Raw genomic sequence first — 17253 nt, forward strand, 5'->3', positions numbered from 1 at the left:
GCGGCGCCGCCGGACGCCCTCAGGCCGGCTGGTCCTCCAGCGGCACCGTGAGGGTGACCACGGTGGGGCCGCCCGCCGGGCTGTGCACGTCCAGTGTGCCGTCGAACGCGGCCAGCCGTTCGGTGATGCCGAGCAGCCCGGTGCCGCCGGCGGTCGACGCCCCGCCGACACCGTCGTCGCCGACCACCGCCACGAGCCGGCCGCGCGCGGTCCGGAACTCGACCCAGCCGCGTTCGGCCTGGCCGTGTTTCACCGCGTTGGCAAGGCATTCGGACACCGCGAAGTACATCGCGGCCTGTGCGGCCGCGGGCAGGTTCCCCGGCGGGTCCCCGTCCACCCGCACCGGGATCACCAGGTCGTAGACCAGCGCGCGCACCGCGCCGCCGAGCCCGCGGTCGGACAGCACCGACGGGTAGATGCCCTGCATGACACCGCGCAGGTCCTGGAGCGCGCCGGTCGCCGCCGTCCGCGCGTCGTCGAGGATCCGCGACGCCTGGGCGGGATCGGTCCGCAGCAGGCTCTGCGCGATCCCGATGTTCAACGCCGTGGACACCATCCTGGCCTGTGCGCCGTCGTGCAGATCGCGTTCGATGCGCCGCAGCTCGGCCGCCTGGCTGTCCACCGCGCCACGCCGGGTCCGCGTCAGCGTGTCCACCCGCGCGCTCAGCTCGCGCTCGCGCGGGTCGGGACGGCGGGCCACGAACCAGACGTGCGCGCCGAACACCACCGACATCGTGACCAGCGAGTACACCGGCCAGAAGAATCCCTGCCCGGACAGCAGCCACACGGTGATCTCGACCGGGGAGAGGAACACCAGCAGCGCGCCGTCGGCGACCAGCCAGCGGCGCCTGCCCGCGGGAGTCCGCCGGATCCGCCCGGCCAGTGCCAGCGCGATCAGCGCCGCGCCGAGGCCGAACCACACCCACCTCGGCCAGAATTCCTCGCCACCGGTCATGGTCCAGACCACCAGCGCGGCGACGGCCAGTACCACCGCCACCGCCGGTACGACCAGCCCGCGCCGGAGGGTCACGTCGCGCCGTTCAGGTAGGCCAGCACGGCGAGCACGCGCCGGTTGTCGTCCTCGGACACCGGCAGGTCCAGCTTGGTGAAGATGCTCGCGGTGTGCTTGCCGACGGCCTTTTCGGTGATCACCAGCGCCGCCCCGATCGCCGCGTTGGACCGTCCCTGCGCCATGTGCGCGAGCACCTCCCGCTCGCGCGGGCTGAGCCGGTCCAGCGGCAGTACCCGCTGCTTGGCGTGCAACAGCTTCGAGATCACCGTCGGGTCCAGCGCCGTCCCGCCACCCGCCACGCGGCGCACCGCCTCGACGAACGCGTCCACGTCCGACACCCGGTCCTTGAGCAGGTAACCCACCCCGCCCGTGCCGTCCGCGACCAGCTCGCGCGCGTAGATCTGCTCGACGTACTGCGAAAGGATCAGGATCGGCAGCCCGGGGACCCGCCGCCGCGCCGCGATCGCCGCCTGGAGGCCCTCGTCGGTGAACGTCGGCGGCAGCCGGACGTCCACCACCGCCACGTCCGGGCGCAGCTCGACCAGCTTGTCGGCCAGCTGGGCCCCGTCCTCCAGCGCGGCCACGACCTCGAAGCCATGCGCGGAAAGCAGGCGCACGATGCCCTCGCGCAGCAGCGCGAGGTCCTCCGCGATGATCACCCTCATCGGCCCAGCCTAGCCAGCCGGGCGGGTCCGCGACCGGGGAATTCGTGATTCCACTGTGGACAGGCGGATCCGGCCCGCAGCGCCGCCCGGGAGCGGCCGGTCCCGGTGAACGGGAATATCCGTCGTGAACACCACGAAGGCGGGGTTTTCGGTACTGACGGCTTCTCACCGGTTGTGCTAATTTTTCGAAAATGCGCGCAGTTACGAAACAGGTTCGCACAGCGATCACCTTCGCGTTCGTGCTGATGATTTCGCTGAGCGTGCCGGGGGCGGCCGCGCAGGCGAGCACGCCGTCCGGAGCGCCGGAAGGCGCGTTGCCCGCCCGGCGCGGCGAGTGCGCCACGCCGTCGATCGACCGGTTGCAGCAGTGGCTGGCCAGCGGTGAGGGCACCACCGTGCCGCGCACCGGAAGCCTGCTGGTTCCCGAAGGTGGCCGGTACGCGGCGAAGGTGACCTTCCTCAACAACGAGTGGCACGTCGCCGTGGTGTGGCTCGGAAACCAGTTCGAGGCGCAGGCCGATCTGTCCGCGTCGTCCGGTTTCTGGCTGACCTACAGCGCGGACGAAGACCTCTACGTCCAGCTGCGCCCGGCCTCGCACTGGAGCGGCGGCGACAAATGGCTGACGCGGATTCCGGCGACCGGCGGGAAGATCGTGACGACGTTCTTCGGCTTCGCGCCGGACTCCTGGACGTGGCTGCCCGAGCTGGGCAAGCCGTCGTACTCGTTCGCCTCGGCGCTGGGCGAGGCGCGCGGGCTGGTCTTCGTCGGCAAGACCCCGAACAAGCTCGACTTCCGCGGCCTGCGCATCGACGGCTACACCCCGCCCTGCCGCTGACCCCGGAGTTCCGTGAAGGCCCCCTTACCCGCGCTGAGTTCCGTGAAGGCCTCCTTCACAGTGTTGAGCGCTGTGAAGGAGGCCTTCACGGCGTCCGAGGGTGGGGACGGGGAGCGGGGGAAGTTTCTGTACTTGCGGGTCCATTTTTTCCGGCTTACCTTCGCGTCGTCGGTTGTTCGAGACGAGAGAAGGTTCTGATGCACGCGGTGTTCGCACGCGAGTACGGCGGTCCGGAGGTCATGACCTGGACCGAGTTCCCCGACCCCGAGCCGGGTCCCGGCGAGGTCCTGGTGCGGCTGCGGGCGGCCGGGGTGAACTACATGGACACCGGGGTCCGGCGGGGCCCGGTCACCTCCTGGTCGATGCCCACCGCGCTGGGCGTCGAGGGCGTGGGCGTGGTGACCGCGCTGGGCGAGGGCGTCGACGACCTCGCCGTCGGCGACCGGGTCGCCTGGTACTACCACCCGGGCAGCTACGCCGAGCAGCTCGCCATCCCGGCGGCCTCGCTGGTGCGTGTGCCCGGCGACATCGACGACGAGACCGCCGCGTCCGTCATGATGCAGGGCCTGACCGCCCACCACTTCACCACCGAGACCTACGCCGTCCAACCCGGCGACACGGCCGTCGTGCACGCCGCCGCGGGCGGGGTCGGACTGCTGCTGACCCAGATGGTCAAGGCGCGGGGCGGCACGGTGATCGGCCTGGTTTCCCGCGAGGACAAGGTGCCGGTGGCGAAGGAGGCCGGTGCCGACCACGTGCTCGTGTCCAGCGGCGGCGGTTTCGAGGACCGCGTGCGCGAGCTCACCGGCGGCGAGGGCGCGCACGTGGTGTACGACGGCAGCGGCGCGGAGGCGTTCCGTTCCTCGCAGCTCGCCCTGCGCAGGCACGGCGTGCACGTCTACTACGGCGTGCTCATCGGCAATCCGACGTTCCGCCCGATGGACCTGCCGAGCAGTATCCTGCTGTCCTATCCGGTGGTCGCCGATCACGTCCCGACACGGGAAGCGCTGGTCCGGCGGACCGGCGAGATCTTCGACCTCGTCCGCACGGGACAGCTGAGGGTCCGGGTCGGCGGCCGGTACGCGCTCGCCGACGCCGCGCGGGCGCATCGCGACATCGAATCCCGCCGTACCACGGGGAAGTTGCTGCTGGTGCCCTGAGCGAGGCGCCGATCGGTCCGAAAAGGACGGTGCGCCGGGCCCGGCGCGTTGGTAGTGTCCCGGCAGACCTCCCAGGAGTGCCCATGACGCCGGAAATCCCCCGCCCGCCCTTCGATCCGGAACTCGCCGCCGTGCTGAGGGAGCTCGACGGCCACGTCCCGGTCGGCATGACACCCGAGTTGCTCGGCCACTTCCGCGCGTTTCCCTTTCCCACGATGGAAGAGCAGATCGGCGACCGGCCGGTCCGGTGCGTGACCCGCACGATCCCCGGGTACGGCGGGGCCGAGATCGCGATCTCCGTCCTGTCCCGTGCGGACCACGTGGCCGGGGGACCGGGGATCTACCACATCCACGGCGGGGGCATGGTCATGGGCGACCGGTTCGCCTCGGCGCATCCGCTCGTGGACTGGGCGATGAAGTTCGACGCGGTCGCGGTGACGGTCGAGTTCCGGCTCGCGCCCGAACATCCCGACCCGGTTCCCGTCGAGGACTGCTACGCCGGGCTGTGCTGGACGGCCGCGCACGCGGACGAGCTGGGCTTCGACCCCGCCCGGCTGGTCGTCTTCGGCGGCAGCGGCGGGGGCGGGCTCGCCGCCGGGACCACGCTGCTCGCGCGGGACCGGGGCGGCCCGGCCCTGTTCGGACAGCTGGTGCAGTGCCCGATGATCGACGACCGCGACGAGACCGTGTCCTCGCGCCAGTTCGACGGGATCGGGGTCTGGGACCGCACGAGCAACCGGACGGCGTGGACGGCGGTGCTGGGGGAACGCCGCGGCACCGCCGACGTCTCGCCCTACGCGGCGCCCGCCCGCGCCACCGACCTGAGCGGGCTGCCGCCGACCTTCGTCGACGTCGCGGCGGCCGAGGTGTTCCGTGACGAGGCGGTCGCCTTCGCGAGCGCGATCTGGGCCGCCGGTGGCGACGCGGAACTGCACGTCTGGGGCGGGGCCTTCCACGGGTTCTACGACCTCGCCCCGGAGTCCGCGGCGGCGCGGGCCTGCCTCGCCGCGCGGGAGTCCTGGCTCGAACGCCTGCTCGCCCGCTGACCTACGCGAGTTCGGCCGAGGCGACGGCCGGGAGCCGCCGGAGGCGGTCGAGCAGGATCTCGGTCTCGTCGGCGGCGACGAGCACCGCGCAGACCATGCTGCTTTCCGGCACCCCGTCCCGGATGTCCACGGACAGCTCGTGCACACGGCATCCGTGCTGGGTCAGCGCGCCGATCAGGTGCGGGACCTCGCCCGCGCCGCCGAGGAAGTAGGTGGCGATCCGGCGGCGCACCGGCATCGCCGCGCGGGCGGCGGGAATCGGGCGGGCCGGGGTGTGCACAGAGCTGGGGGACATCGGTGACTCTCCGCGAACGTGGGAACGAACAGAACGCGGGCCAGGCCCCGGGAGGAATTCGGCGGTCGCCGACGTCGCGCGCCGACGACCTGGCTCAGTCGGCGCGCCGGGCTACGAGTCGCTGGGACGTCATACGGCGCTGCATGGCGACAGGCTAACACGAACTCGCCGAAGGTCAACGGCCGTGGAGGGCCGCTCAGGTGCGCGGACGCGGGATCCGGAGCGCGCTGATCCCCACGGCGAAGGCCCAGTAGGTGAGCAGGGCGGCGGCCAGCGCGGTGTTGCCCCAGCCGAGCGCGCTGTAGAACTGGGCCGGGTCGATCGAGGTGTAGAGCGAGGGCACGAAGGCCAGGTTGATCGCCGCGGTGACGAACGCGGAGACCGCCACCCAGCGCGGCAGTACGCGGGACCGGAGTACGGCGTACCCGGCGGCGGTGAGGAGCAGGGCGGTGAGCAGGCGGCTCGCCGAGCCGTGCAGGAGGACGTTGGCGTGGGCCAGTACGCCGTGCACGGTCGGGTCCACGGCGCCGCCGCCGGCGTCGAAGACGATGCCCGCTTCGAGCGAACCGGCGACCAGGGTCGCGGTCGTGTAGGCGACGCCGGCACCGAACATGAGCCCGGCGGGCCACTCGTATTCGGGGCGGGCGCGGCGGATCAGCTGCCGCAGTGCGGCGAGGAACACCAGCAGCAGCACCGCCGCGAGCAGGTTGAGCAGGACGCGGGTCAGGACGTTCCATCCCGGCGGCGCGTCTTCGTAGACGAAGTACAGCGGAACGATGACCAGGCCGAGCACGCCGATGGCGATCCCGCTGAGTCCGATGAGTCGCGTGACAGGGGGTTCAGTCATGGTTTTCCGGTTCCTTCCCGGTCGGGAGACGCAGTTCGATACCGTCGAGGAGCAGGTGCAGGCCATGCTGGAGCGCGGGGCCGAGATCCGCGGTGTCGTCGGCCGGTCCGGCGTGCCCGAACAACCGGCTCAACGTGGGAAAGCGCTTACCGTCGAGGTGCTCGGCGAGTACCTCGGCGTGGGCGGTCTGGTCCGCGTCGAGTTCGAGCGCGATGCGTGCGAGATCGCGGACAGCGCTGGACAGGAACGTGGCGACGCCGATGACGTCGAGGCCGGCGGCGTCGAGTTCGGCCAGCGGGCGGGCGAGTGCCTCGAACCAGGCCAGTTCGTTCGGCCCGATCGGCGCACTCCTGGTCGGAACCTCGACCAGCCACGGATGAGCCTGATAGACCCGCCACAACTCGGTGGCCCACGATTCGATCTCCGCCCGCCAGCCGTCCGCCCGCCGGGGCGCGGGCGCCGCGCCGTAGGCGGTGTCGGTCATGGCGGCGACGAGCGTGGCCTTGTTCGCCACGTGGCGGTAGAGGCCCATCGCCGTGTAGCCGAGGACCTCGGCGATGCGCTGCATGGACACACCGGCCAGGCCTTCCGCGTCGGCGACGGCGATCGCCGAGGCGACGATCGTGTCGGCACTCAGCCTGGTTCGCGTGGCGGGCTTCGGCCCGTCCCGCCACAGCACCCGCGCCGTCCGCGCCGGATCGTGCTCTTCCGTCACCCCAGCCTCCGTGTTTATGTGATAAACACAGCTTATCCCATAAACACGGAGGTGGCCAGGTCATCCGTACCGAGGCACCGTCAAGGCCACCTTGCGGGCGTCAGACGCCGGTAAGGTGGCCTTGACGGCACGGGGAGTCCCGAGTGGACGCGTGGTGGGCTCAGCTCGTGGCCGCGGTGCCGAATCCCTGTGTCCAGCTGGCTTCCTCGCTGCGACGGGAGATCCGCCAGCCCGTCGGCGTGCGGACGTACTCGTCGAGGTACCACAGGCCCAGCAGCGCGATGCGCGGATCGCCGCCCTCGACCGGGAGGGCCAGCGGGTTCAGGCACATGACCCGGCCGGTCGCCCGGTCGCCGTCCACGCGGATGGCCGGATTGGCGATCAGGTGCTGGAACGCGGGCAGCATCGCGAGGGTCCTTGCCAGCCATTCCTTGACCTCGCCGAGGTTTCCCGCGATGCCGCCGAACGCCGTGTAGTCGATGTGGGCGTCGTCGGTGAAGATCCGGTCCAGCGCCTCGAAATCCCGGGAGTCGATCGCGGTGGCGTAGTCGACCAGCAGGTCCTGGATCTCCAGCCGGTCGGAGATTTCCTGAATGTCGAGCACCTGACCTCCTGGGACACCGCCGTGGGGACACCGGCCACCCTACCGAGCGCGTGGACGTCGGGGAGTGATCCACGAAGGACCGGTGGAATCACCGGGGGAGCGTGCCCGCCCGGACCGCGGCAGCGGCACGCCGCTTTCGCCGTCGCATCAGCGCCACGGCGAGCGCGAACACCTGGAGTTCGGGGGCGAGCCCGGGCAGTTCGGCGGTCGCGCTCGCCGAGCCGGGGCCGGACAGCGTGATCGAGCCGGTCGGTTCGCCGCGTTCGCCGAGCAGGGTGTACGCCCGGCCGCCGAGCGAGTTTCGCTGGAAGGAGAACACCTTTCCCGAGGCACGCAGCTGCCAGCGGCGGCTCACCCGGTCGGTTTCGGCCAGGACCCGCCCGTTGGCGTCGAGTAGCTTGTGGACACGGGTGAACCGGTGCGCCCGGACCTGGTAGCCGGTTTCGCCGAGCGTGAATTGTCCGCCGGACAGCCGTTTCGCCGAGAACGTGGTCAGTTCCTTGCCGTCCAGCGTGATTACGTACTCGCGGCCCGACAGGCCGGTCTTCTTCGCGTGCAACATGTCTTCACCACAGCAGCACCCGGCCGGGGAGACCCGTGCCATTTGTCATGGCCGATCCGGTGACGGACGAGGGAAGGCGCCTGGCCGCGCGGAGCCGTAGGGTTCCGGTGTGAGCGAACGAGATCCCGACGAGTTCTCCGCGCGGAAGTGGCCGGACTGGAGTTTCTGGGGAACCGGGCAGGGCGACCGGAGCCGGGTCGCCGTCGTCGCCGTCCTCGGTCTCGCCGCGCTTTTCCTGATTCCGCGCGGCGCCGAGATCGTGGACGGCCGGTACGACGCGCCCCGCGCCGTCGCCGCGCTCGGTTTCCTCGTCTGCTACGGCTTCGGCTGCCTGCTCGTTCCCTGGTACGGGCCGACGGCACCCCGGCGTCGGCGGATCGCCGTCGTGGCCGTGATGGTCGTGCTCGGGGCGGCGCCCGCCCTGCTCCTCGGCGAGCCCGGCTATCTGACCGACCTGACCTACGCCACCGCGATCGCGCTCATGCTGCTGCCGCTGCGCTACTCGCTGCCGCTCGGGTTCGCCACGGCCGTCGGCCAGATCGCGTGGATGTGGCTGGGCCAGGGCCGGGTGAACTGGGGTGAGGTGGTCACGCTCGTCGGCGTCACCGCCGCGCTGGGCACGGTCTTCGCGCTGACCTTCACGATCGGTCACCTGCGGGTGGCGCGTGAGCAGGTCAGGCGGCTGGCGGTGAGCCAGGAGCGGGAGCGGGTCGCCAGGGACCTCCACGACATCCTCGGGCACAGCCTCTCGACGATGACCGTCAAACTGGGGCTGGCCCGCCGGATACTGGAGTCCTCGGGCGACACCGATCCGGCGCTCGCCGAGATCCGCGAGCTCGAAACCCTTGCCCGGCAAGCGCTTTCCGACGTGCGGGCCACCGTGTCGGACTACCGCACGGTGTCGCTGGCCACCGAGATCGCCGGTGCCCGCGTGGCGCTGCGCGCCGCCGGGGTACGGGCCGAGCTGCCCACCGCGGCCGACGACGTGCGGCCCGAACTGCGCGGCGTGTTCGGGTACGTGGTCCGGGAAGCGGTCACCAACGTGCTGCGGCACTCCGACGCGGAGCGCTGCAGCGTCCGGCTCGGCCGCGACTGGGTGGAGATCACCGACGACGGCACCGTCCCGGCCGGGACCATCGCGGGGCACGGGCTGACCGGTCTCGCCGAGCGGCTGGCCGCGGTGTCGGGCACCCTTGACCACGGCGCCGCCCCCGGCGGTGGCTTCCGCGTCCTCGCGCGCGGGCCGGAACCCCACGTCCCCTCCACCGGAGCAGGTCCGACATGATCCGTGTGCTGCTGGCCGACGACCAGGCGCTCGTGCGCGGCGCGCTGGCTTCGATGCTGCGGCTCGAATCCGACCTCGAGGTGGTCGCCGAGGTGGGTTCGGGCACCGAGGTGCTGGACGCCGCGCGCCGGACCGCCCCCGACATCGCGCTCCTGGACGTGCAGATGCCCGGCCGCGACGGGCTTTCCGTCGCGGCCGAGCTGCGGCGCGCGCTGCCGGACTGCCGCGTGATCATCTGCACCACCTTCAGCAGGCCCGGCTACCTGTCCAGGGCGATGTCGGCGGGCGCGGCGGGCTACGTGGTCAAGGACTCCCCGCCCGAGCAGCTCGTGAACGCGATCCGCCGTGTCCACGCCGGACTGCGCTTCGTCGATCCCGCCCTCGCGGCGGAATCGCTCGCCACCGGCGCCAGCCCGCTCACCGACCGGGAGGCCGACGTGCTCCGCGCCGCGGCCGACGGCGGTACCGTCGCGGACATCGCCAGGACCGTGGGCCTGACGGAGGGTACCGTGCGCAATCACCTGTCCTCGGCGATCGGCAAGACCCAGGCACGCACCCGCGCCGAAGCGGCCCGGCTCGCCGAAACCCAGGGCTGGCTGTGAGCCGCGACAGTCACCTGTTGTCCACAAAGGACGATCAGCGTCCACGTGCCGGGGACCGGCTGACCTCGACGAGGGTGCTCAGGTGGCGGGCGGCGGTGCGCAGCGGGGCGGGATCCGCGGTGACCCGGCTGAGCAGTTCGGCGCCTTCGAGCGCGCACAGCACGGTGGACGCCAGTTCGCCGGCGACCGCGGCCGGAACGTCGAGCGCGCGCAGGCGGTCGGCGATGATCTCCTGCCACTGCTCGAACAGCCGGGCCGAGGCCTCGCGAAGCTGCGGTGAGCCCGCGACGCTCTCCAGCGCGGTGACCGCGACGGGACACCCGTCCGACCAGCCCGACGCGGCGAGGTCCTCGGCGAGGTCCAGCGCGCACGCCGCGACCGCGGTCTCCGGGGTGTCCGCGCGGGCGAGCGCGCCACGCAGCAGCCCGGCGAACTGCTCCGCGCCGTAGGCGAGCGCTTCCCTGGCCAGATCCTCCTTGCCGCCGGGAAAGTGGTGGTAGAGGGAGCTGGAGGTCGCCCCGGCCGCGGCCAGGATCTCCTTCACACCGGTCGCTTCGTAGCCCTGGCGTTGCAGGAGATCGGCGGTCACCCGGACCAGCCGGTCCCGGGTCCCCTCGGCGGTCGCTCCGTCCTTCACCATGACCGAACCCTAGCGGATCGATCGTTCCATCGGATATGTTCTGGATAGATCGTTCCAGTCAGGAGGAGGACTTCGTGGACACCACGCCCGTCGCATCGCCCGCCCGGCCGTTCGCGGATCACCCGGGGTTCGCCCGGATGTTCGCTCCCGGGGAGCTGACCGTGGGGCTGTTCCTGCCGTTGTGGCCCTATCGCGGCGAGCTGGACGGGCTGCGCGGCCAGGGCGAGGTGGTCCGCGCGGCCGACCGGGCGGGGTTCGCCGGGGTGTGGGTCCGGGACGTCCCGTTGCACGACAAGGGGTTCGGCGACGTCGGGCAGGTGTATGACCCGTGGACCTACCTGGCGTGGCTGGCCGCGCACACCGAGCACCTCGCGCTGGCGACGGGCAGTGTGGTCGTGACCCTGCGGCATCCGATCGACGTGGCCAAGCAGGCGGCCTCCCTCGACCGGCTTTCCGGCGGCAGGCTCGTGCTCGGGATCGCCACCGGGGATCGGGCGTCGGAGTTTCCCGCCTACGGCGTGGACCGCGCGCACCGCGGGCCGCGGTTCGCCGAGAGCGTCGGCATGATCCGGCGCCTGCTCGCGGAGGACTTTCCCCGCATCGACTCCCCGCTGGGCGCGCTGACCGGCGAGGCCGACCTGTTGCCCAAGCCGCGTGCGGGTGCGATTCCCTTGCTGGTCACCGGTTCCAGCCAGCAGACCGACGAGTGGATCGCCGAGCACGGCGACGGCCGCCTGGTCTACCCGGGTGACACCGCGTCTCCGGAGGGGCCGGCCGCGCTCGGCGCCAAGATCGGCGCCTGGCGCGCGCTCGTGCCCGGCGGGACGTTCAAACCCGTGGTCACCAACGAATGGCTCGACCTCGCCGAGGATCCGCGTCATCCGCCGACGCCGCTGCGCGGGGGATTCGTCCTGCGGACCGGGCGGCACGGGCTCGTCGACCTGCTCGGCCGCTGGCGGGACCAGGGCGTCAACCACGCCGCGCTCGGGGTGCAGCACGGCAGGCGCCCCGCCGCCGACGCCGTCGCCGAGATCGCCGAGGAGGTCCTTCCGCTGTTTCCCGCCCTGGCCGCACCGGCGCCCACGGCCGCGCTCTGGTGAAGGTTTCCTAGGTTCGCGACTGGTGGTGGGGTGCGGCGACCCGTAGCGCGATCAGCAGCGCGGAGGCGAGCAACACGACGCCGGAGACGGTGAACACGGTGACGACGCCGCCGAGCCCGAACAGCGCGCCACCCGCGGCGGCCCCGGCGGCGATGGCGGACTGCACACCCACCACCACGAGCCCGCCCGCGCTCTCCGCCTGGTCGGGCACCATGCGGGTGGCCCAGTTCGACCAGGCCACCGACACGCCGCCGAAGGCAAGGCCCCAGAGCAGCACCAGGATCACGTACCCGATCTTCCCGGCGGGGACCAGTGCCACGGCCAGCGCCGCGACGCCCATCAGCGCGGGCGTCAGTGCCAAGGTCAGGCGCAGGCTCTTCGTCAAAAGCCATCCCGCCGCCAGGGTGCCCGCGAAATTCGCCAAGCCGAAGACGAACAACAGCAGTGTCAGCTCGTCGACGTCGACCTTCACCACGTTTTCCAGTGCGGGACGGATATAGGTGAACAATGCGTAGTGTCCGATGTGGACAAGCAGCATTCCGGCAATTCCCAGCCCGAAACCCGGGCGTCGCAGCACCTCCCACAACGTGCCCAGCCTGGCCGTGGCGCGGGGTGGCATCCTGGGCAGCGTGAACAGCTGGAACACCAGCGTGAGCACCCCGAGCCCGGCCGCCGCGAGGAATGTGCTGCGCCAGCCCGCCAGTTCGCCGAGGTAGCTGCCGAGCGGCACCGCCACGATGGTCGCCACCGCGATGCCGCTGAAGATGATCGACACCGCACGCGGGACGAGGGCCGCGGGCACCAGGCGCATCGCCACCGCCGCCGCCATGCTCCAGAAGCCGCCCAGCGCGACACCCAGCAGGACCCGCATCAGCAACAGCATCAGCGTGTTGGCGGCCACGGCCACCAGCAGGCTGGAGACGATCAACAGGACGGTGAAGCCGAGCAGCACGAGCCGCCGGTCGATCCGCCGGGTCAGGCTCGCGGTCAGCAACCCGGAAAGCATCGCCGCCACCGCCGTGACGGTCACCGCCTGTCCGGCGACGGCCTCCGAGACGCCCAGTTCGGCGGCCATCGGCGTCAACAGGCTGGCCGGCAGGTATTCCGCCGTCAGCAGTCCGAAAACACCCAGCGCCAAGGAGAAGACCGCCGCCCATGACGCGGAAACCGGTTCGGGCGATACCGTTTCCACTTCGGCCGCTCCGCCGGGGCCGATATCGGGAACGGTGTCGCACACATCACTGTTCAACTGTTTACTTCCCCTGAATCGCATGACAAGGTCAAGTCAAGCCTAAGTGCGAATTTCAGGATGAGCTATGACAGAACGTCTGCAATACTTGACCGAAACTCCGGACGAGGCGGAAGAAAAACGCTTCGCCCTGTCCTCCGAGCTCATCAGCGAGCTGCTGACCAGCATGCGGCTGCGCGGCGTGCGGTACCGCCGGATCCAGCTCGGTCCGCGGTTCGGCCTCGGCTTCGCCGCCGAGCCCGGCCGCGCCTACTTCCACTTCGTCGCCGTCGGCTCCGCCGTCCTGCGTACCGAGGACGGCACCCGGCACGAACTCTCGGCGGGCAACGCGGTTTTCCTGCCCCACGGCGGCTCCCACGAACTGCTTTCCGGCGAGGGACTGCCGGTCCGGGACGTGGAGAGCTTCGACGTCGTTTCCCTCGGCGACGCGGTGGGCGGGGTGGACACCTGCCCGAGCACCGATCCCGATCCCAGCACCGTCCTGTTCACCGGGTTCATGGAGTTCGACCTCGGCGGCATGCGGGGCCTCGGCAGGCACCTGCCCGGTCTCCTGCCGGCCGACGCCGAGGGGGAGCGCTATCCCGGGCTCATGCCGATCCTCGCCGCGATGCGCCGCGAAGTCTGCTCCGCGCGCGTGGGCTTCGCCGGTGTCCTCGCCCGGCTGGCCGAGGTGGCGGCCGCCATGATCGTGCGAGGCTGGGTCGAATGCGGCTGCGACAACGCCTCCGGCCTGGTGGCGGCGTTGCGTGATCCCCGGCTGGCCCGCGCCATCCTGGCCCTGCACCGGCAGCCCGGCCGCGACTGGACCGTGGCGGAGCTGGCGGCGGAGTGCGCCATCTCCCGGTCCGTCTTCGCGGAACGGTTCCAGGCCACGATCGGCGTCCCGCCCCTTCGCTACGTCACGGAACTGCGGATGCTCCTCGCCACCCAGTGGCTGGCGCAGGACACCCTGTCGATCGAGGCCGTGGCCCGGCGCCTCGGCTACACCTCCCAGGCGGCCTTCAGCCGCGCCTTCAAACGCGTCACCGGCCACCCGCCCGGCGCCGGCCGGACGGTCAGGGCGCCGGAGGCCCGAGGTGATCGCCCAGCAGCAGGTTGAGCGCGTCGCACTGCTCGTCGGCGTTCGGGGAGAGCAACAGTGGCAGGGCGGGTCCCGGCACCGTCGAGCCGACCACGAGCGGGACTCCCGGCTGGTGGACGGGTTTGAGGTGGACACGCACGAAGGCGTAGGTGGCCCGGCCGCTCCGGTGTTCGCGGGCGAAGTGGTCGATGTCCTGCCAGGGAATGTGCCGGGTACCGCGGATCGTGACCCCGGACGGGCCGAGGATGACTCGGGCGCGGGGGAGCAGGAGCCAGGCGAGCCAGCCGCAGACGCCGAGCACGGGAACCGCCAGCACCCAGCTCAGCGCGGGGCCCACCGCGGGGTTGGGCGAGAGATAGGCGAGGGCGGCGGTCGCGACGAACGCCGCGCCGATCGCGCCGATCACCGCGACGCAGGCGAGTGACGTCCTGAGTTCGGCGGAACCGGTACGCCGCACGGCGTCGACCAGCGCCTGGGCACGGCGGGGCAGCGGGTCGGTCAGTGCGCGCGTGGCTGGTGGCACGGGGCCACGGTAGCCGCTCGTCCCGGCGGAACGGGGGCGAACGGGCTTCCTGCTCGCCGCCGGACAGCCCCGCCGCACCCGGATGCGGGCATGATCGAGCCCATGAGCCTGCTCGACGGACACCATCGGGCGCGGGCCGGGGCCGGGGCGCCGCGGTCGGGACGGCTGGTCGCGCTCCGTGCCGACCGCCGTACCGGAAGGTGGTTTTCGTGACCGAACCAGTGTCCCGGACCTGGCAGCGGATCGTCGCCGTGCTGCGGGACCACGCGCCCGCCACCGCGCGGGTGATCCGGCCCCCGGCGCCGGCTGGGCACCTCCGCGCGCTCCGGCAGGCGGTCGGCGGCGAGCTGCCCGCCGACCTCGTGGCCTGGTGGACGGTCATGGACGGGATCGACGACGACCGTGATTTCCGGGCGGGTTCGGTGATTCCCGGCTTCTACATCCCACTCGGCGTCGCACGGGCCCGCGAGGAATACTTGAGACAGCGGGAGTTTCCCGATCCCGGATGCTGCGGAACCGGCGGCGAACACCGCAAGCGGGCGGGCGAGGTCGCGTTCCCCTACTGCACCGCGCTGGTTCCCGTCTGCCGCGCCATCGACGGCGGCCTGCTCTGCGTCGATCTCCGGGTGGGGAAGGACCACGGCTGTGTGATGGCCTGGTACGCCAGCGAGGGCGTGTACGCGGTCGAGTGGGCCGATGTGGCCACGATGCTCGCCTACGTCGCGGAACGCCTCGACGACCACGCCCTCGGGCGGGTACCGGATCGTCCCGAAAGCCGCGTCGTCATCGACGACGAGGGGCTGCTGGGCTGGGGCTGACGCCGGTGCACGGGCCGTCGCCGTCCGCATGCGGTTCCGTGCGGCGGCGACGGCCCGTGCTCACCGCGTCACTGGCAGGCTTCGCAGTCCGGGTCGTCGATGCGGCAGGCGGCGCCGTCGGTGAGCGGGAAGTCGAAGTCGTCGAGCGCGGGCACGGCCAGCGGGGTGCCTGCTTCTTCCGGCGTGGTGGTGGTGGACATGTCACTCCTCGGCTGCGAAACGATGGCTATCTCTGTGTAGCGCTGAAGATCGACGGGCATTCCGTGACGCGTGCCACAACCCGCGCGCATGGCATGGGGCGCGGGGAAAACGCCGCGCGAGGCCGGGCGTGACGGGTAGCTTCACCGGTACATCGCGCGCATCACCGGATGAGGAGCCCCTTCGTGACCACCGCACTGATCATCGGCGACCTCCAGCGTGGCATCATGGACGGTTACCCGTTCGCCAGGCAGGTCCTGCCGCCGCTCACCGCCCTGCTCCCGCGTGCCCGCGCGGCCGGTGCGCGCGTGGTGTTCGTGCGGTTCGCCATGCGGGCCAACGGGGCCGATCTGCCGCCGGGCAACGCGATGATGCGGACGTTCCACGAAGCCGGGGACGCCTTCCACGAGGGATCGGCCGGGACCGAGGTCACGCTGCCGGTCGCCGACGAGGACGTCGTCGTGCTGAAACGGCGGGCCAGCGCGTTCGCCGGTACCGATCTCGACCTCGTGCTCCGCGCCGGAGGCGTCGACACGATCGCGGTCGCGGGGGTCGCGACGAGCGCGATGGTGGCCGCGACGTGCTACGACGCGGCCGATCGCGGCTACCGGGTGACCGTGCTGCGTGACGGGTGCGCCGACGGCGATCCGGCGATGCACGAGTTCTTCATGGACGCCGTGTTCCCCAGCCGGGGATTCGACGTCGTGTCCTGCGCCGACTGGTCCTAGCCCACCGGGCGAACTCGCGTGATTGAACGGCGAACTCACGTGATTGAACTGCGCACTCGCGTGATTGAACGGCGAACTCGCGTGATTCAGCGGGCGTGGGTGTGGGCGTGGGCGGTGAATCGTCGCTGTGAGGCAGCTGGATTCCTTACGCCGCAAGGGAACCCGGTTGGGCGGGGCGCGTGGCCCTGCCCAACCGGGGTGGTTCAGGTACGTGCCATCACAGGTGCGGGCGCCAGATCACCGGACGGCCGACGTCCAGCGTGAGCCTGGTGCTGCCGACCGTGCCCACGACAGTGCCGTCGTCACCGAGGGCTCCCGGATCGCCCACGTTCGTCATGCCTTCGGGCAGCGGAAGGTCACCGACCCGGTGTGTGCCCAGCCAGGTGCCGAGCGGGCCCGTCTGGCTGGTGGCCCGGCCGGCGACCAGGCCGAATCGGTTGATCTTGTTCGCGGTGAAGGCGCCGGGAAGCGGCGTCGGGGCGTCCGTGTCGTGCCAGAGCAGGCCCTGCCTCGCCGAGGTCTGGTAGGTGAGGTGCATACCGACGACGACGCCGTTGCGGATCGCTTCTCCTCGGGTGAGGCCGCCCGGCTCGGGAGAGGTGAGCTTCCGGACCACCCCGTCCTTCCACAGCATCGCTTCGGGGTACCTGTTCAGCAGTACTGTGCCGTCGTCGTCGATATCCGCGGCCCCGGAGAAGATCCCGGCCGAGGTCAGCACCTCGGGGTGGGCCCGGTCGTCGGCCCGCCACAGCACGGACTGCCCGGTGCCCCTGGTGTCGAAGCCATAGGCCACGACGTCACCGCGATTGTTGATCGCGGTCGCGCCGAGGTAGGGATAGCCCGCCGGCGAGGGAAGCAGTTCGAAGCCCGCTTCGGTCAGCATGAACGCCTGCTGGCCCTTGCCGATGGTCACCTCGCCCACGACGGTGCCCGCCCAGTTTTCGCCGCCGACCTTGGGTCGCGACCAGCCGGTGGGAAGCGGGTGAACGGTGGGCTGCCCGTCCTTCCAGGTGACGACCTGGTCGGAGTCGCCGAGCTTGAGTGTGCCCGCGTAGCCGCCGTGGCTGTCGGTGCCGTGGACCACTCCGACGGCGTCCGGGTATCCGTCGGGGGTGGCCAGGTAGCTCACCTGCCACCCAGGAGCGGCATCCGCCGCGTCCGCCGGTGACACCGCCAAAGTCGCCATGGTCAGCGACGCGACAGCGAGGACCCCGGTGCGCAGCGTGGATCTGAGTTTCACGAAATCTCCCCTTGTTTCGGTTCCTGCAAGGGAAGTACGCGGGAGCT

The 17253-nt window shown here is 71.5% G+C and carries 22 protein-coding genes; 10 read left to right on the forward strand and 12 right to left on the reverse strand.

Annotation, left to right across the window (positions count from 1 at the left end; genetic code table 11):
- Window positions 1-19: 19 nt before the first annotated feature.
- Together ABD987_RS07445 and ABD987_RS07450 are read right to left on the reverse strand one after the other, a co-directional pair.
- A complete protein-coding gene (locus ABD987_RS07445) occupies window positions 20-1030 on the reverse strand; it encodes a sensor histidine kinase (protein WP_345388472.1) in 1011 nt (336 codons plus the stop codon).
- Window positions 1027-1677, reverse strand: coding sequence for a response regulator transcription factor (locus ABD987_RS07450; protein ID WP_345388474.1), 651 nt, complete (start codon window positions 1675-1677; stop codon window positions 1027-1029). The genes ABD987_RS07445 and ABD987_RS07450 overlap by 4 nt, the downstream gene beginning before the upstream one ends.
- 191 nt (window positions 1678-1868) lie before the next feature.
- Here ABD987_RS07450 and ABD987_RS07455 point away from each other — a divergent pair, with 191 nt between their 5' ends.
- From ABD987_RS07455 to ABD987_RS07465, 3 genes are all read left to right on the forward strand, one after another.
- Window positions 1869-2513 (forward strand): hypothetical protein, encoded by a 645-nt coding sequence (locus ABD987_RS07455; protein WP_345388476.1) that lies wholly within the window; start codon window positions 1869-1871, stop codon window positions 2511-2513.
- A gap of 197 nt (window positions 2514-2710) precedes the next feature.
- The gene (locus tag ABD987_RS07460) at window positions 2711-3673 is read left to right on the forward strand and encodes a quinone oxidoreductase family protein (protein ID WP_345388478.1); all 963 of its coding nucleotides are present in this window, start codon (window positions 2711-2713) and stop codon (window positions 3671-3673) included.
- Between the two features lie 83 nt (window positions 3674-3756).
- Window positions 3757-4719, forward strand: a complete 963-nt coding sequence (locus ABD987_RS07465; protein WP_345388480.1) for an alpha/beta hydrolase fold domain-containing protein — start codon at window positions 3757-3759, stop codon at window positions 4717-4719.
- A gap of 1 nt (window position 4720) precedes the next feature.
- On the opposite strand, the gene ABD987_RS07470 is transcribed toward ABD987_RS07465, so the two are convergent.
- From ABD987_RS07470 to ABD987_RS07490, 5 genes are all read right to left on the reverse strand, one after another.
- Window positions 4721-5014 (reverse strand): hypothetical protein, encoded by a 294-nt coding sequence (locus tag ABD987_RS07470; RefSeq protein WP_345388482.1) that lies wholly within the window; start codon window positions 5012-5014, stop codon window positions 4721-4723.
- 196 nt (window positions 5015-5210) lie between these two features.
- Complete coding sequence (locus ABD987_RS07475; RefSeq protein ID WP_345388484.1) at window positions 5211-5861, reverse strand: hypothetical protein; 651 nt, start codon at window positions 5859-5861, stop codon at window positions 5211-5213.
- Window positions 5854-6576 (reverse strand): TetR/AcrR family transcriptional regulator, encoded by a 723-nt coding sequence (locus tag ABD987_RS07480; protein WP_345388486.1) that lies wholly within the window; start codon window positions 6574-6576, stop codon window positions 5854-5856. Before ABD987_RS07480 ends, ABD987_RS07475 begins: the two co-directional genes overlap by 8 nt.
- A gap of 160 nt (window positions 6577-6736) precedes the next feature.
- The gene (locus ABD987_RS07485) at window positions 6737-7180 is read right to left on the reverse strand and encodes a nuclear transport factor 2 family protein (protein WP_345388488.1); all 444 of its coding nucleotides are present in this window, start codon (window positions 7178-7180) and stop codon (window positions 6737-6739) included.
- An 88-nt stretch (window positions 7181-7268) separates the two neighbouring features.
- Entirely contained in the window at window positions 7269-7742 is a 474-nt protein-coding gene (locus tag ABD987_RS07490; protein WP_345388490.1) for a hypothetical protein, read from the reverse strand.
- A gap of 109 nt (window positions 7743-7851) precedes the next feature.
- On the opposite strand from ABD987_RS07490, the gene ABD987_RS07495 reads away from it, so the two are divergent.
- Both ABD987_RS07495 and ABD987_RS07500 read left to right on the forward strand, forming a co-directional pair.
- Window positions 7852-9027: a sensor histidine kinase gene (locus tag ABD987_RS07495; protein ID WP_345388492.1), complete on the forward strand. Its 1176-nt coding sequence runs from the start codon at window positions 7852-7854 to the stop codon at window positions 9025-9027.
- On the forward strand, window positions 9024-9629 hold the full coding sequence (locus ABD987_RS07500; RefSeq protein ID WP_345388494.1) for a response regulator: 606 nt from the start codon (window positions 9024-9026) through the stop codon (window positions 9627-9629). The genes ABD987_RS07495 and ABD987_RS07500 overlap by 4 nt, the downstream gene beginning before the upstream one ends.
- 34 nt (window positions 9630-9663) lie before the next feature.
- On the opposite strand, the gene ABD987_RS07505 is transcribed toward ABD987_RS07500, so the two are convergent.
- Entirely contained in the window at window positions 9664-10269 is a 606-nt protein-coding gene (locus ABD987_RS07505) for a TetR/AcrR family transcriptional regulator (RefSeq protein ID WP_345388496.1), read from the reverse strand.
- A 74-nt stretch (window positions 10270-10343) separates the two neighbouring features.
- Between ABD987_RS07505 and ABD987_RS07510 the strand changes: the two genes are divergently transcribed.
- Complete coding sequence (locus ABD987_RS07510; RefSeq protein WP_345388498.1) at window positions 10344-11369, forward strand: LLM class oxidoreductase; 1026 nt, start codon at window positions 10344-10346, stop codon at window positions 11367-11369.
- 7 nt (window positions 11370-11376) lie between these two features.
- On the opposite strand, the gene ABD987_RS07515 is transcribed toward ABD987_RS07510, so the two are convergent.
- The gene (locus ABD987_RS07515; RefSeq protein WP_345388500.1) at window positions 11377-12561 is read right to left on the reverse strand and encodes an MFS transporter; all 1185 of its coding nucleotides are present in this window, start codon (window positions 12559-12561) and stop codon (window positions 11377-11379) included.
- Between the two features lie 124 nt (window positions 12562-12685).
- Between ABD987_RS07515 and ABD987_RS07520 the strand changes: the two genes are divergently transcribed.
- Complete coding sequence (locus tag ABD987_RS07520) at window positions 12686-13717, forward strand: AraC family transcriptional regulator (RefSeq protein ID WP_345388502.1); 1032 nt, start codon at window positions 12686-12688, stop codon at window positions 13715-13717.
- Here ABD987_RS07520 and ABD987_RS07525 read toward each other — a convergent pair.
- Window positions 13674-14222: a hypothetical protein gene (locus ABD987_RS07525; protein ID WP_345388504.1), complete on the reverse strand. Its 549-nt coding sequence runs from the start codon at window positions 14220-14222 to the stop codon at window positions 13674-13676. The genes ABD987_RS07520 and ABD987_RS07525 overlap by 44 nt on opposite strands.
- Window positions 14223-14312: 90 nt before the next feature.
- Here ABD987_RS07525 and ABD987_RS07530 point away from each other — a divergent pair, with 90 nt between their 5' ends.
- Both ABD987_RS07530 and ABD987_RS07535 read left to right on the forward strand, forming a co-directional pair.
- Window positions 14313-14435: a hypothetical protein gene (locus ABD987_RS07530; protein WP_345388506.1), complete on the forward strand. Its 123-nt coding sequence runs from the start codon at window positions 14313-14315 to the stop codon at window positions 14433-14435.
- The gene (locus ABD987_RS07535) at window positions 14432-15040 is read left to right on the forward strand and encodes an SMI1/KNR4 family protein (protein ID WP_345388508.1); all 609 of its coding nucleotides are present in this window, start codon (window positions 14432-14434) and stop codon (window positions 15038-15040) included. The genes ABD987_RS07530 and ABD987_RS07535 overlap by 4 nt, the downstream gene beginning before the upstream one ends.
- A 68-nt stretch (window positions 15041-15108) precedes the next feature.
- On the opposite strand, the gene ABD987_RS07540 is transcribed toward ABD987_RS07535, so the two are convergent.
- Entirely contained in the window at window positions 15109-15240 is a 132-nt protein-coding gene (locus tag ABD987_RS07540) for a hypothetical protein (protein WP_345388510.1), read from the reverse strand.
- Between the two features lie 183 nt (window positions 15241-15423).
- On the opposite strand from ABD987_RS07540, the gene ABD987_RS07545 reads away from it, so the two are divergent.
- Window positions 15424-15966: a cysteine hydrolase family protein gene (locus tag ABD987_RS07545; RefSeq protein ID WP_345388512.1), complete on the forward strand. Its 543-nt coding sequence runs from the start codon at window positions 15424-15426 to the stop codon at window positions 15964-15966.
- A gap of 217 nt (window positions 15967-16183) precedes the next feature.
- Here the strand turns inward: ABD987_RS07545 and ABD987_RS07550 are convergent, their stop codons facing one another.
- Window positions 16184-17206 carry a hypothetical protein gene (locus ABD987_RS07550; protein ID WP_345388514.1) on the reverse strand — a complete coding sequence of 341 codons (1023 nt, stop codon included), beginning with the start codon at window positions 17204-17206 and terminating at the stop codon, window positions 16184-16186.
- Window positions 17207-17253: the final 47 nt, after the last annotated feature.

Source organism: Amycolatopsis samaneae, assembly GCF_039541975.1.
Lineage (GTDB): Bacteria > Actinomycetota > Actinomycetes > Mycobacteriales > Pseudonocardiaceae > Amycolatopsis > Amycolatopsis samaneae.

Coding starts and splice junctions, on each gene's coding strand:
- ABD987_RS07450 (WP_345388474.1), bottom strand. CDS start 1,677: ATGAGGGTGATCATCGCGGAGGACCTCGCGCTGCTGCGCGAGGGCATC.
- ABD987_RS07455 (WP_345388476.1), top strand. CDS start 1,869: ATGCGCGCAGTTACGAAACAGGTTCGCACAGCGATCACCTTCGCGTTC.
- ABD987_RS07460 (WP_345388478.1), top strand. CDS start 2,711: ATGCACGCGGTGTTCGCACGCGAGTACGGCGGTCCGGAGGTCATGACC.
- ABD987_RS07465 (WP_345388480.1), top strand. CDS start 3,757: ATGACGCCGGAAATCCCCCGCCCGCCCTTCGATCCGGAACTCGCCGCC.
- ABD987_RS07470 (WP_345388482.1), bottom strand. CDS start 5,014: ATGTCCCCCAGCTCTGTGCACACCCCGGCCCGCCCGATTCCCGCCGCC.
- ABD987_RS07475 (WP_345388484.1), bottom strand. CDS start 5,861: ATGACTGAACCCCCTGTCACGCGACTCATCGGACTCAGCGGGATCGCC.
- ABD987_RS07490 (WP_345388490.1), bottom strand. CDS start 7,742: ATGTTGCACGCGAAGAAGACCGGCCTGTCGGGCCGCGAGTACGTAATC.
- ABD987_RS07500 (WP_345388494.1), top strand. CDS start 9,024: ATGATCCGTGTGCTGCTGGCCGACGACCAGGCGCTCGTGCGCGGCGCG.
- ABD987_RS07505 (WP_345388496.1), bottom strand. CDS start 10,269: ATGGTGAAGGACGGAGCGACCGCCGAGGGGACCCGGGACCGGCTGGTC.
- ABD987_RS07520 (WP_345388502.1), top strand. CDS start 12,686: ATGACAGAACGTCTGCAATACTTGACCGAAACTCCGGACGAGGCGGAA.
- ABD987_RS07530 (WP_345388506.1), top strand. CDS start 14,313: ATGATCGAGCCCATGAGCCTGCTCGACGGACACCATCGGGCGCGGGCC.
- ABD987_RS07540 (WP_345388510.1), bottom strand. CDS start 15,240: ATGTCCACCACCACCACGCCGGAAGAAGCAGGCACCCCGCTGGCCGTG.